The 13,475-nt window shown below is 66.2% G+C and carries 8 protein-coding genes and 1 tRNA gene; 7 read left to right on the forward strand and 2 right to left on the reverse strand.

Annotated elements, in window-relative coordinates:
- Window positions 1-334 precede the first annotated feature (334 nt).
- Together ahcY and V7Q53_RS21980 are read right to left on the reverse strand one after the other, a co-directional pair.
- Window positions 335-1,735 carry an adenosylhomocysteinase gene (gene ahcY, locus V7Q53_RS21975; protein ID WP_333831029.1) on the reverse strand — a complete coding sequence of 467 codons (1,401 nt, stop codon included), beginning with the start codon at window positions 1,733-1,735 and terminating at the stop codon, window positions 335-337.
- Window positions 1,736-1,813: 78 nt separating this feature from the next.
- Window positions 1,814-3,034 carry an MFS transporter gene (locus tag V7Q53_RS21980; protein WP_442954467.1) on the reverse strand — a complete coding sequence of 407 codons (1,221 nt, stop codon included), beginning with the start codon at window positions 3,032-3,034 and terminating at the stop codon, window positions 1,814-1,816.
- A 270-nt stretch (window positions 3,035-3,304) separates the two neighbouring features.
- Here V7Q53_RS21980 and V7Q53_RS21985 point away from each other — a divergent pair, with 270 nt between their 5' ends.
- The 7 genes from V7Q53_RS21985 (at window position 3,305) to rarD (ending at window position 13,456) form a co-directional block, all read left to right on the forward strand.
- Window positions 3,305-5,116 (forward strand): autotransporter assembly complex protein TamA, encoded by a 1,812-nt coding sequence (locus tag V7Q53_RS21985; RefSeq protein WP_333831031.1) that lies wholly within the window; start codon window positions 3,305-3,307, stop codon window positions 5,114-5,116.
- Window positions 5,117-5,175: 59 nt separating this feature from the next.
- Window positions 5,176-9,096, forward strand: a complete 3,921-nt coding sequence (locus V7Q53_RS21990) for a translocation/assembly module TamB domain-containing protein (protein WP_333831032.1) — start codon at window positions 5,176-5,178, stop codon at window positions 9,094-9,096.
- A gap of 223 nt (window positions 9,097-9,319) precedes the next feature.
- Window positions 9,320-10,018 carry a phosphatidylserine decarboxylase gene (locus V7Q53_RS21995; RefSeq protein ID WP_333831033.1) on the forward strand — a complete coding sequence of 233 codons (699 nt, stop codon included), beginning with the start codon at window positions 9,320-9,322 and terminating at the stop codon, window positions 10,016-10,018.
- Entirely contained in the window at window positions 10,019-10,813 is a 795-nt protein-coding gene (gene pssA / locus V7Q53_RS22000) for a CDP-diacylglycerol--serine O-phosphatidyltransferase (protein ID WP_333831034.1), read from the forward strand.
- Window positions 10,814-10,874: 61 nt separating this feature from the next.
- Window positions 10,875-10,951 (forward strand) — tRNA-Asp (locus V7Q53_RS22005).
- 151 nt (window positions 10,952-11,102) lie between these two features.
- Window positions 11,103-12,506, forward strand: a complete 1,404-nt coding sequence (gene murD, locus V7Q53_RS22010; protein WP_333831035.1) for a UDP-N-acetylmuramoyl-L-alanine--D-glutamate ligase — start codon at window positions 11,103-11,105, stop codon at window positions 12,504-12,506.
- On the forward strand, window positions 12,503-13,456 hold the full coding sequence (rarD, locus tag V7Q53_RS22015) for an EamA family transporter RarD (protein ID WP_333831036.1): 954 nt from the start codon (window positions 12,503-12,505) through the stop codon (window positions 13,454-13,456). The genes murD and rarD overlap by 4 nt, the downstream gene beginning before the upstream one ends.
- The last annotated feature ends 19 nt before the right edge of the window (window positions 13,457-13,475 follow it).

Consider the following 13,475-nt stretch of genomic DNA (forward strand, 5'->3'; position numbering starts at 1 on the left):
CCACCCTCCCCGCGCGCATCCCGGCGCAGGGGACTGCGCCCCCTTTTTGGGCCCGCGACCGGTTCCCTGGCCCCGCCCTGGGCGCGGTGTTTTGGGGGCGGGGGGCTAAACTGGCGGATGGCCCCCGGATGCCGCTCACCGCCGGCGTATTTGCGGCAAGATGAAACGGGGCGCCGCGCCTCTGCTTCATCTACTTGAAAATATCCCGGGGGAGGCGCCCGCAGGGCGGCGGGGGCAGAGCGCCCTTTCTTTTTTCTTGCCCGGCGCGTGCTGGTCGCATGAATGCAAAACGGGGGCCTTTCGGCCCCCGGATGCTTTCCAGACCCTGCGCGCCTCAGTAGCGGTAGTGGTCGGATTTGAACGGGCCTTCGGCCGGGACGCCGATGTAATCGGCCTGATCGGGGCGCAGCTGGGTCAGCTTGACGCCGATACGGTCCAGATGCAGGCGGGCGACCTTTTCATCCAGATGTTTCGGCAGGATGTAGACGCCCGGCGCGTATTCGTCACCCTTGGTCCAGAGTTCGATCTGGGCCAGCACCTGATTGGTGAAGCTGGCCGACATCACGAAGCTGGGGTGGCCGGTGGCGTTGCCGAGGTTCAGAAGCCGCCCTTCGCTGAGCAGGATGATCCGGCTGCCCGTGGGCATCTCGATCATATCCACCTGGTCCTTGATGTTGGTCCATTTGTGGTTCTTCAGCGCGGCGACCTGAATTTCGTTGTCGAAATGGCCGATGTTGCCGACGATCGCCATATCCTTCATCGCGCGCATATGCTCGATGCGGATCACGTCCTTGTTGCCGGTGGTGGTGATGAAGATATCGGCCGAGCTGACCACGTCTTCCAGCACCACAACCTCATACCCGTCCATCGCGGCCTGAAGCGCGCAGATCGGGTCGATCTCGGTCACTTTGACCCGTGCACCGGCCCCGGACAGCGAGGCGGCAGAGCCTTTGCCCACGTCGCCATAGCCACAGACGACCGCGACCTTGCCTGCCATCATCGTGTCGGTTGCACGGCGGATGCCATCGACCAGCGATTCCTTGCAGCCGTATTTGTTGTCGAATTTCGACTTGGTGACCGAGTCATTCACGTTGATCGCGGGGAAGGGCAGCAGGCCCTTCTTGTGCAGGTCATACAGGCGGTGCACGCCGGTGGTGGTTTCCTCGCTCACGCCCTGGATGGCGTCGCGCTGTCTGGCGAACCAGCCGGGGCTGGCGGCGAGGCGCTTGCGGATCTGGGCGAAGAGAAATTCTTCTTCTTCCGAGGTCGGGGTGGCGATCAGGTCGGTTTCACCGGCCTCAACCCGCGCGCCCATCAGGATATAGAGCGTGGCATCGCCGCCATCGTCAAGGATCAGGTTGGCGGTGCCGTCGGCGCCGCCGAACTGGAAGATCTTGTCGGTGTATTCCCAGTATTCCTCCAGCGTTTCGCCCTTGACGGCAAAGACCGGCGTGCCGCCTGCGGCGATGGCGGCGGCGGCGTGGTCCTGCGTGGAGAAGATGTTGCACGAGGCCCAGCGGACATCGGCGCCAAGTGCCTTGAGCGTTTCAATCAGCACCGCCGTCTGGATGGTCATGTGCAGCGAGCCGGCGACGCGCGCGCCCTTGAGCGGCTGGGCCTTGCCGTATTCGCTGCGCAGCGCCATGAGCCCGGGCATTTCGGTTTCCGCAATGGCGATTTCCTTGCGGCCGAATTCGGCCAGCGAAATGTCCTTGATGATATGATCTTGCGCCATCGGGGCGGGCTCCTTGGTTGTCAGTCGTTTTTGCTTTGGGGCCAGATAGCACCGGAGGCATGGTTCGGCAATGCCGGGTCAGTCCGTCCGCCGGTTGAGGCGGGGCAGAAAGACCGTCAGAATCCCGAGAGCCGGCAGATATGAGCAGACCTCATACACATAGGCGATCCCGCGGGCATCGGCCAGAACGCCAAGGGCTGCCGCAGCAATGCCGCCGATACCAAAAGCAAAGCCGAAGAACAGGCCCGCGATCATGCCGACCCTTCCGGGCACCAGCTCCTGAGCGAAGACCACGATGGCGGGAAAAGCTGAAGAAAGGATGAAGCCCACCAGAACGGTCAGTACTCCGGTCCAGAAAAGCGAGGCATAGGGCAGCAGGAGGGTGAAGGGCAGCACACCAAGGATGGAGAACCAGATCACCGCGCGCGTGCCGAAGCGGTCCCCGAGCACGCCGCCAAGGGCGACGCCCAGTGCCGCCGCGCCGAGGAACAGAAACAGCATGACCTGCGCCTGTGGCGTCGTCAGCGCAAAGCGTTCGATCAGGAAGAAGGTGTAGTAGCTGGCGATGCTGGCCGTGTAGATATTCTTGCTGAACACCAGAAAGGCCAGCACCGCCACCGCCAGGATGATCTTGCGGCGCGGCAGGGTGGTGGTGGTCTTCGGGGCGGGGCGTTTGGCGGCCTCGCGCCGGACATCGGCATACCAGCGGCCCACCCATCCGAGGATCAGGATGCCCGCCAGCGCCAGTGCCGCGAACCAGCCCACCGCCGGGCGGCCCAGCGGCACCACGACAAAGGCTGCCAGCAGCGGGCCTGCCGCCTGCCCGGCATTGCCACCGACCTGAAACAACGATTGCGCAGTGCCGAACCGCCCGCCAGAGGCTGCGCGCGCCACGCGCGATGCCTCGGGATGGAACACCGCCGAGCCGATGCCGATCAGCGCTGCCCCGGCCAGCAGCCAGGTGTAGGATTGCGCCTGCGCCAGCAGCGCCAGCCCTGCAAGGGTCGCGCTCATGCCGATGGCGAGCGACTGCGGCACGGGACGGCGGTCGGTGAACTGCCCCACCAGCGGCTGCAGGACCGAGGCGGTGCCCATGAAGGCGAAGGTCATCAGCCCGATCTGCGTGAAGCTGAGGGCGAATTCCTCCTGCAAAAGCGGATAGATCGCCGACAGAAGCGATTGCATCACATCATTGATCAGATGGCACATACTGATGGCCATGATCACCAGATACTGCGTGCGGACGATATCGCCGGGCTGCGGCGCAGAGGTGGGAAGCGGGGCGAGGGGGCTGGTCATGGCGGGTCCGGTTACGCTGCGGGCCGGGGGAACAGAGCGCTGCCCCAGGGGAAAGTCAAGGCAGGGCGAAGGGATACGCGGTTTTTCGCAACATTGCGGCGCTCAGACAGGGTCAGACCCGGCATATCGGTTGTGGGTGGGGTGACTTCGTGTAAAAATGTCAGAACGTCCTTCAAAGATCAGGCATTTCGGGGAATCGTGCAGAACGCGGGCAGGTCAGAAAAGCGTAGCGGCCCGGTCTGGTCCGGGGTCCGGGGTGCCGGGTGGCCTTTGCTGGCCCCGGTTCTGGCGCCCGTGCTGGCTGTGGCGCTGGCCGTGACACCGCTGTCGCGCCCGGCACTGGCGATGAATGAGCTGCGTTTCGTTGTGCCCGGCGCCGAAGACCGGCTGCGCGAGACGCTTGAGGCCAGCTCGCTCCTGGCGACGGCACAGCGCGAAGATCAGCTTGATCCGCTGGATATAACCTCTGCAGCGCAGGCTGAATATGGCCGCCTGATCGGCCTGCTGTATGAGGAGGGGTATTACGCGCCGCGCATCAGCATCCGCATCGACGGGCGCGAGGCGGCGGACATCTCCACGCTGCACCCGCCCGGTGCCATAGGCACGGTTGAGGTGTCGGTCGATCTTGGCCCGCAGTTCCGCTTCGGGCGGGCCGATGTGGGCCCGGTCGCGCCGGGGTCGGAGCTGCCGCCGGGATTTGTCAGCGGCGGGGTGGCGCGCAGCACGCTGGTGCGCGACACCTCTATTGCCGCCGTCGAGGGCTGGCGCGCGCAGGGCCATGCGCTGGCCGAAAGCGCCGGGCAGGAAGTCACCGCCAATCATGCGAACCAGCAGCTTGACGTGACCCTGCGCGTGGCGCCCGGGCCGCGGCTGCGCTTTGGCCAACTCAGGCCGCGTGGCAATGAGCGCACACGCAGCGCGCGGATCGTGGCCATCGCCGGGGTGAACTCTGGTGAGATTTATGACCCGGAAGAGGTGCTTGAGGCTGAAACCCGCTTGCGCCGCACCGGCACTTTCGCGTCAGCCGCCATCCGCACCGCCGAACAGGCGAACCCAGACGGCACGATAGACATGGATGTGCTGATCGAAGAGGCCCCGCCGCGCCGTCTGGGCGTGGGTGCCGAAATCGACAGCACGGCAGGGCTGCGGCTGACCGGTTTCTGGCTGCACCGCAACCTGTTGGGCGGGGCCGAACGACTGCGCCTTGAGGCTGCCGTCGAAGGGATCGCGGCGCGCGTCGGGGGCCTGGGTTTTGCGCTGGACGCGCGTTACACCCGCCCCGCCACGTTCAACAGCGATACCGATCTGGAACTGGGCCTGCGCGCGGTGCGCGTCGATGAACGCGATTACGGGGCTGATGCGGTTGAGGCCGATGCGCGGCTGCTGCGCCGCTATTCCCAACGGCTGACCGGGCATGCCGGGCTGGTGCTGCGGTTCGAGCGTGCGCGCTTTGGCGTTGATCGCACGCTGAGCGGCGATTTCGGCACTGTGGCGCTGCCCCTCGGCCTGACCTGGGACAGCCGCGACCGCGCGCTGGATGCGACCAGCGGCTTTTTCCTGATGGGCGAGGTCAAGCCCTATGCCGGGTTCAGCGATGCCGGGAACGGCGTTCGCATGCGGCTGGACGCGCGCATCTATGCCGATATGGGCAGCGAAGGGCGCTTCGTGCTGGCCGGGCGGGCGCAGGCCGGGGCGATCCTGGGCAGCGCACTGACCGCTACGCCGCGCGACTATCTGTTTTACTCGGGCGGGGGCGGCACGGTGCGTGGCCTTCCCTTCCAGTCGCTGGGCGTGACGCAGGGCGGCGTGGCCTCAGGCGGACAGGGTTTTGCAGCCGTCTCGGGCGAGGTGCGGGCGCGGATTACCGAGCGCATCGGCATCACAGCCTTTGCCGATGCCGGCTATGTCTCGTCCGGGGCGTTCAGCGGTGCGTCAGACTGGCAGGCGGGCGCGGGTATCGGCTTTAGGTATCAGACACCCCTCGGCCCGATGCGCGTGGATGTCGCAACGCCGGTCCGGCGCAATGCGGGGGCGACCGGGGGGCGTCTTCAGCTTTATGTTGGGGTCGGGCAAGCGTTTTGACACAGAACCGATGGCAGACACGCGACCTTGGCAAGGTGGTCCTCCGGTGGATGCCGGGCATGGCGCTGTTGGGCGTGGTGCTTGTGGCGCTGGCGCTGGCCCTTTCGGTGCCACCCGCCGGGGCCCAGACTGCAGACACCGCGCAGGGATCGGCCTCAACCGAAGATGCTGCGGGTGATGTGGGCCTGCTGACGCGCCTGCTGCAATCCTACCTTTCCGATGCCGGGCGCGAGGTCAATATCCGTGGCTTTCAGGGCGCGCTGTCATCGCGCGCCACCATCCAGACGATTACCTTTGCCGATGATGAGGGGGTCTGGCTGGTGATGGGCAATGTCGTGCTGGACTGGCGCCGTACGGCGCTGTTCGACCGTCGCCTCGAAATCAACGAACTCAGCGCGGATGAGATCCTTCTGCGCCGCCTGCCCAATACCGGCGATGACAGCGCGCTGCCCAGCCCCACGGCGCGGCCGGAATTCCAGCTGCCCGAACTGCCGGTATCGGTGAATATCGGGGCGTTGCGCGCGGGCCGTGTGGTGCTTGAACCGGCGGTGACAGGGCATGAACGCGCGATCGTGATGCTGGACGGGGCCATGCAGCTTTCCGGCGGGCAGGGGGATGCCCGGTTCGAGGCGGTGCGCGTGGATGGTCAGGAAGGGGAGTTCCGCTTCAGTGGTGATTTTGACAATGTGTCCCGCCAACTGACGCTTGATCTTCTGCTCTCGGAAGGCCGTGAGGGCATCGCCGCCTCGCTGCTGGGCATCCCCGGAGAGCCCTCGGTGGCGCTGTCGGTGGCCGGTGCCGGGCCGATCGACGATTTCGAGGCCGATATCCGGCTTGATACCGACGGGCAGCAGCGCGTCGCCGGAACCGTCCGGATTACCGATGCGCAGCCACAGGGCAACCTGCCGGAGGGGCTGCATTTCATCGCCGACATTGCCGGTGACCTGCGCCCGCTGATGGCGGCTGAGATGCATCCGTTCTTCGGCGCTGAAAGCCGGTTGCGCGCACAGGGCGCGCGCACCACCGACGGGGCGATCAGCCTGTACGAGCTGACCTTCAACACCCGCACCATGCGCCTTGTGGGCCGCGCTGATCTGGATGCCAGCGGTATGCCGCGCGTCGTCGATCTGATCGCCGATATCGCGCGTGAAGACGGTGCGCCGGTGGTGCTGCCCGGCACCGACGGTCAGACCACGATCTATGAGGCCGCGCTGAACATCGAATACGATGCCTCGGTCTCGCGCGACTGGCTGGTGATTGCCGGGATTGACCGGCTCAGCATGCCCGAGCTGTCGCTGGAGCGTGTCGATCTGGAAGCACGTGGACGGCTGGCGCCGCCCAATGGCCCCGGCACTGAGCCCGGGCCGCTCTTTGAAGGGGTGTTCGATTTCGCGGTGCTGGGCATGGAGGCCGCAGACCCGGCGCTGCAACAGGCGATCGGCTCGGAAGTGACCGGGTTCATGAGCGTATTGTGGCCCGGCACAGACCAGCCCGCCGAAATCTCGGGCCTTGCCATTCAGGGCGATACCGTGACCCTCAGCGCCCATGGCCAGCTGGAAGGCACCAGATTTGATGGGTTCGTCGAGGCTGAAGCCCCTGACCTGTCGGCCTTTTCCGCGCTGGCCGGGCGGCAGCTTGGCGGGCGGGCCTTGTTCAGTTCGAACGGACAGGCAAATCTGATTTCGGGCGCGCTGAATCTTGATCTGGGCCTGATCGCTACCGACCTGTCCATCGACCAGCGCGAATTCGACAATCTGGTGGCGGGTGAATCGACGATCCGCGCCAACGTTGTCCGTGACCAGCAGGGCACCATCCTGCGCGATTTTGCCCTGCGGGCCGGTGCGCTGGAACTGCGGGCTGCCGGGCAGCATCTGCCGGGCGATATCCATGTCTATACCAGCTTCAACATCTCGGATCTGGCGGCGCTGGGGCCGGGCTATGGCGGGGCGATCAGTTTTGACGCGCGCCTGCAAAGCGACGGCGAGCGGCAGAGACTGCGCTTTGATGGGAACGCGCGCGATCTGGCGCTGGGCGACCTGCCGGGCGGAGATGCGGCCAGCGCCCTTCTGCGTGGCGAGACCGAGCTTTTCGCCGAAGCGATGATCGAAGGCGACCGGATCAGCCTGCTTGAGGCCACGATCGACGGCCCGCAGATTGCCCTGTCGGCGGCGGGCCTGTGGTCTGATGCCGAGACCGATCTGGATGTCACGCTGTCGCAACTGGATATCGCCGGGACGATGCCGGGCGCGTCCGGGCGGCTGCGGGGCGATGTGCGGGTGACCGGCGACGATCAGGCGCGCCGGATGGCGCTGGATGTCACCAGCGACGGCTCACTGCGCACCGGCATTGCACAGATCGACCCCATTATCGGCGGAACACTGCAACTGAGCGCCGCGGCGACACTTGGCGCGGATGGTGCGTTTGCCATCGAAGCCGCAAGGCTTACCACTCAAAGCCTGACAGTCACCGCCGAGGGCCAGCAGGCGGCCGATGGCGCCGCCAATTTCGCGATGACCGGCGCGATTGATACGCTCGCGCATGCGGTGCAGGGCATTGACGGGCCGGGCCGGCTGCAGGCGCAGGTGTCACGCGCTGCCGGGGCGGACAGCTATGAAACCAGCTTTGCGTTCTCCGGCCCTTCCGGCCTGTCGCTTGAGGGTGGCGGGCGTGTCCGCGATGATTTCTCGACGGTCGCGATCAATGTTAACGGGCAGGTTGATGCGGCCATCGCCAACCCGGTGATCCGGCCATTCTCGGTTCAGGGGCCGTTGCGTGTTGATGCGCGGGTTGACGGCCCGCCCGCCCTGTCCTCGGTGCGCGGGCAGGCGGTTCTGACGAACGGGCGGTTCGTGTCTTCGGTCAACAATATCGCCTTCCAGAATATCGAGGCCCGGGCCGAGTTCATGGGCCAGTGGGCGCGGATCGAAGGCAGCGGCGAAGCCCAGACCGGCGGGCGCGCCTCGGTTTCGGGCAGTCTGGCGATGGACGGTCGCGGTGACGTTGACCTGAACCTGCGCGCAGACCAGCTGCGCATTGTCCGCCCCCGGCTGCTTGAGGCTGTGATTTCCGGCGATGTCAGGCTGTCGGGTGCGCTGGCGACCGGACCGCGCCTGTCAGGCACCCTGCAGGTTGAAGAGGCCGAGATCCGCATCCCCAACTCGCCGCTTGGCCGCAGCGGCCATGTGCCCGAGGGGCTGCGCCATATCGGCGAGACCGCCGCCAGCCGCGCCACGCGCGAAAATGCCGGTATCGCCGCCGACGCCTCCACTCGCCCTGAACGGCGGCGGATCTATCTGGACCTGACGCTTGAGGCGCCGGGGCGGGTTTTTGTGCGCGGGCGCGGGCTGGATGCCGAGCTGGGCGGCACGCTGCGGCTGGGTGGTGCCACCGGCGATATCATTCCGTCGGGCAGCTTCTCGCTGATCCGCGGCCGGCTGGACCTGCTGGGCAACCGCTTCGTCCTGACCGAGGGTTCGGCCAGCATGATCGGCAGCTTCATGCCTTATATCCGGCTGGTGGCGACGACCGACAGTGACGGAGTGGTGACCAGCATCATCCTTGAGGGCGAGGCGTTGGAGCCCGAGATCGAGTTCAGCTCGGTGCCGGAGCTGCCCGAGGACGAGGTTCTGGCCCGCCTGATCTTCCGCCGCTCGCTGGCCTCGCTGTCGCCTTTCCAGGCGGCGCAGCTGGCGATGTCGGTGGCCACGCTGACCGGCCATGCCGATGGGTCTTTTCTGACGCGGGCGCGGCAGTCGCTGGGCCTTGATGATCTTGACGTCACCACCGATGCCGACGGCAACACCGCACTTCGGGCGGGGCGCTACGTGACAGAGAATGTCTATAGCGACGTAAGCGTTGACAGTGCGGGGCGCGGTGAGGTGTCGATCAACCTTGACCTGACCCCCTCGATCACGCTGCGCGGGCGCACCGATACCGAGGGGCGCACGGGTCTGGGCGTCTTTTTTGAGCGCGATTACTGAGGGTAAATCTGCGGGCTTCCTGCCGGAGCAACAGATGTTCTGTGGCTGCGTCCTTGCCGGAGGGTGAGGGGCCGGGGCAGGAAACCCGTGGCACAGAAGGACCGGGAACACATTGGCCGCTGCGCGCTGCGGCTTTGCCTCGCGGGTGTTCCGGGCTATAGAGTGGTCAAAACCTGCGCCGGTAACCGGCGGGCGCGGGCGCGCACCAAGTCAGGAAACACCGATGTCTGCCGATATGCTCTCTACCGTCATCAAGCCCGTCCACCGCGAGGGATATCCGTTTATCGGCGTTTTCGCGGCGGTTACGCTGGTGCTGTTTCTGATCTGGCAGCCGTTGGGCTGGATCGGCGTTCTGCTGACGGTCTGGTGTTACTATTTTTTCCGCGACCCTGAGCGCGTGACGCCGCAGCGCGCGGGCCTGCTGGTCAGCCCCGCCGATGGTGTGATCTCGCTGATCGAACCTGCCGTTCCCCCCGCCGAGCTGGGCATGGGGACAGTGCCGATGATGCGGGTGTCGGTCTTCATGAATGTCTTCAACTGCCATGTGAACCGCATTCCCGTGGCGGGCACGGTTTCGGCGGTCTCATACCGGCCCGGCAAGTTTTTCAATGCCTCGCTCGACAAGGCCAGCGCGGATAATGAGCGCAATTCGGTCGCGCTGGAAATGGCCGACGGGCGCAAGATCGCCGTGGTTCAGATTGCCGGGCTGGTCGCGCGGCGGATCGTCTGTGATGTGAAGCCGGGCACCGTGCTGGAAGCGGGCGAGCGCTTCGGGATGATCCGGTTCGGCTCCCGGCTGGATGTGTATCTGCCCGAAGGGGTGCATCCGCTTGTTGCGCTGGGCCAGACCATGGTCGCGGGTGAAACCGTGCTGGCCGACCTGCTCAGCGCCGAGGGGCCACGCCCGGGCGAGGTGCGCTGAATGGCGGAAACCGGAGGGGAAATGGACCAGCGGCGCGATGACGGTGAATGCGACGCGGCAGGTGTCGATGCGGGCGACCGCCGCAGCCTGTCGCTTGTGCAGCTTCTTCCCAATCTGGTGACCCTGCTGGGGCTTTGTGCGGGGCTGACATCTGTGCGTTATGCGCTTGATGAACGCTATGAGACCGCGGCGGCGCTGATCCTTCTGGCAGCGGTGCTGGACGGGATGGACGGGCTGATTGCGCGCAAGCTCAATGCGGCCAGCCATTTCGGCGCCGAGCTGGATTCGCTGTCGGATTTCGTCTGCTTTGGTGTGGCACCGGGCATCTTCCTGTTTCACTTCGCCCTGCAAGGGGTGGCGGGGATGGGGTGGTTGCTGGTGCTGGTCTATATCCTTTGCGCCTGCCTGCGGCTGGCCCGGTTCAACGTGAACCGCGACGCGCCACCACCGCCGGGCAGGGCGCATTTTGTCGGAGTTCCCGCGCCTGCCGGTGCCATGCTGGCGCTGCTGCCGGTCTTTCTGACACTTTCCGGGATCTGGGATATGCGGACCGTGCCTTTGGTGGTCGCCGCATATCTGGCGGGGGTGGGGCTGCTGATGATCTCGCGCCTGCCGACGATTTCGCCCAAGGGGCTGCGGGTGCCGCGCAACCGCGCTGTCTGGCTGCTGCTGGGGGTTGCGGTCTTTGCGGGCCTTGGGGTGACGCGGCCATGGCTGCTGATGGTGCTGGTTGATCTGGCGTATCTGGTGCTGCTGGCGCAGGCGGCATGGGGGCAGCGACACAGGCTGACCTGAGCGGAAAGCTGCGGAAACGACTTGACGCGCGCCGCCGGGGTGGCTATCTGACGGCGATCGCGCGGTTGTAGCTCAGTTGGTTAGAGTACCGGCCTGTCACGCCGGGGGTCGCGGGTTCGAGCCCCGTCAACCGCGCCACTTTCTTTTCTTTCCTGATTTTTCGCCGGACCGCAGCACCTGCCTTGCGCGGGTCTTTGGCGGTTTCCGCTTCGATGTCCCATACCTGCGCGGCCTTTCGCTTGCCCCGCCCCTCGGATACCGTCGCCCGATTGAGTCGAAGGAGTGGGCAATGATCACCGTTCAGGGCTTTGAGGGCGCGCGCGTGGGTGTGCTGGGGCTGGGCCGTTCGGGCCTTGCGACCTGTGCTGCGTTGTCGGCGGGCGGGGCAGAGGTCTGCGCCTGGGACGACAGCCAGGAGGCCCGCGCGCGGGCCGAGGCATCCGGCATCACGCCGGTGGACCTGACGCGCCAGCAGGCGCTTGAAGGGCTGGCGGCGCTGGTCGTGTCGCCCGGCATTCCGCATCTTTACCCCGCGCCGCACCCTGTCATCGCGGCAGCCACGGCACTTGGCATCCCGGTTGATAATGACATCGGCCTTTTCTTCCGCTCGCTTGCCCGCATCGACTGGGACCTGTTCGACAATCCGCCGAAGGTGATCGCGGTGACCGGCTCCAACGGGAAATCGACCACCACGGCGCTGATCGCGCATGTTCTGGAGGCGGCGGGCAAGCCGGTACAGATGGCGGGCAACATCGGCACCGGCGTTCTGTCGATTGATCCGCCGGGCGAGGGGGCGGTGATTGTGCTGGAGCTGTCGAGCTATCAGACAGAACTGGCGCGCGCCCTGACCCCGGATATCGGGGTTTTCACCAATCTTTCCCCCGATCATCTGGACCGCCACGGCGGCCCCGGTGGCTATTTCGCCGCCAAGCGCCGCCTGTTTGCCGAGGGCGGGCCGGACCGCGCCGTGATTGGCGTTGACGAGGCGGAGGGGCGGTTTCTGGCCATGCAGATGGGCGAGGGCGCGGCAGACCATCGGGTGATCCGCGTCTCCTCCGGGCAGAAGCTGGGCGGCATGGGCTGGTCGGTTTTCGCGCGCAAGGGGTTTCTGGCCGAATGGCGCGGCGGGCGGCAGGTGGCGTCGATTGACCTGCGCGCCATGCCCGGCCTGCCCGGTGCGCATAACCATCAGAACGCCTGCGCCGCCTATGCGGCCTGCCGATGTCTGGGGCTGGCGCCGCGTCTGATCGAGGATGCGCTGGCCAGTTTCACCGGCCTGCCGCACCGCAGCCAGCTGGTGGCCGAGATAGGCGGCGTCAGATACATCAACGATTCCAAGGCCACCAATGTGGACAGCGCCGCCAAGGCCCTTCAGGCTTTTGGCCGCATCCGCTGGATCGCCGGTGGTCTGGGCAAGGAAGGCGGGATCGCCGCGCTGAGCCCGCATCTGGGCGGGGTGGTGAAGGCCTATCTGATCGGCCATTCGGCGCGGGAGTTCGCGCTGCAACTGGGCGCCGTTCCACATGAGCTGTGCGAGACCATGGGGCAGGCCGTTGCCCGCGCCCATGCCGAGGCAGAGCCGGGTGATGTGGTGCTGCTGGCCCCCGCCGCCGCCAGTTTTGACCAATACGCCGACTTTGAGAAACGCGGTGAGCATTTCATCGCCGAGGTGACGGCGCTGGCACCGGCATGAGCGCGGATCCGCCCCACTCCCGGGCCCCCTCTCCGGGGCTGTCCCGGGCCGCGTCTGCCTCCTCATCCCCCGCCAGTGCCGGAGACACACCGCGCGGCTTTGCCTTCGCGCTGACCGCCTATCTGCTCTGGGGTATGCTGCCGCTTTACCTTAGGGCGCTGGCGCATGTGCCAGTGGTTGAGGTGCTGGCGCACCGGGTCATCTGGTCGGTGCCGATCGCGCTGGCGGTGCTGATGGTCATGGGCCGCACGCGCGATCTGCGCGCGGCCTTTGCTTCGCCACGGACGCTGGCAATGGGCGGGGTGACGGCGGCGCTGATCACGGTGAACTGGGGCGTCTATGTCTGGGCGATCCAGACCGGGCAGGCGCTGGAGGCCGCACTGGGCTATTACATCAACCCGCTGTTCAGCATCTTTCTGGGTGCCGTCTTGCTGGGAGAACGGCTGAGCCCTCGGCAATGGGCTGCGGTGGCGCTGGCGGTAGCGGCGGTGGCGATCCTGACATGGGACACCGGGCGCCTGCCGTTGGTGGCGCTGGCCCTGACGTTGAGCTGGGGGTTTTACGCCTTTTTCAAACGCGCCCTGCCGATCGGCCCCAATCAGGGCTTCACGCTGGAGGTGATCCTGCTGACGCCCTTCGCGCTGGGCTATCTGATCTGGATGCAGGCGCAGGGCGGCATATTCATCGCCGGGGCATCCCCGCGCGATGTGGCGCTGCTGGTAGGATGCGGGGTGATCACGGCGGTGCCGCTGATGATCTATGCCAATGGCGCGAAGCTGTTGCGGCTCTCGACCATTGCGATCATGCAATACCTGACCCCTACCATGGTGTTCCTCCTTGCGGTTTTCGTTTTTGACGAGCCTTTCGGGCAGGCGCGGGCCATCGCCTTTCCGATGATCTGGCTGGCGCTCATCCTTTATTCGTCAGAAATACTGCGGTTGCGGCGGTAAGGGGGGCGCTGCCCCCCTC

Origin of the sequence: Pararhodobacter sp. (assembly GCF_036802785.1) — a bacterium.
Classification (GTDB): domain Bacteria; phylum Pseudomonadota; class Alphaproteobacteria; order Rhodobacterales; family Rhodobacteraceae; genus Pararhodobacter.

What these genes read in the sequence shown, in the direction of transcription:
- ahcY (WP_333831029.1), bottom strand. Translation starts at nt 1,735, where the DNA reads ATGGCGCAAGATCATATCATCAAGGACATTTCGCTGGCCGAATTCGGC.
- V7Q53_RS21980 (WP_442954467.1), bottom strand. Translation starts at nt 3,034, where the DNA reads ATGACCAGCCCCCTCGCCCCGCTTCCCACCTCTGCGCCGCAGCCCGGC.
- V7Q53_RS21990 (WP_333831032.1), top strand. Translation starts at nt 5,176, where the DNA reads ATGGCGCTGTTGGGCGTGGTGCTTGTGGCGCTGGCGCTGGCCCTTTCG.
- V7Q53_RS21995 (WP_333831033.1), top strand. Translation starts at nt 9,320, where the DNA reads ATGTCTGCCGATATGCTCTCTACCGTCATCAAGCCCGTCCACCGCGAG.
- pssA (WP_333831034.1), top strand. Translation starts at nt 10,019, where the DNA reads ATGGCGGAAACCGGAGGGGAAATGGACCAGCGGCGCGATGACGGTGAA.
- murD (WP_333831035.1), top strand. Translation starts at nt 11,103, where the DNA reads ATGATCACCGTTCAGGGCTTTGAGGGCGCGCGCGTGGGTGTGCTGGGG.
- rarD (WP_333831036.1), top strand. Translation starts at nt 12,503, where the DNA reads ATGAGCGCGGATCCGCCCCACTCCCGGGCCCCCTCTCCGGGGCTGTCC.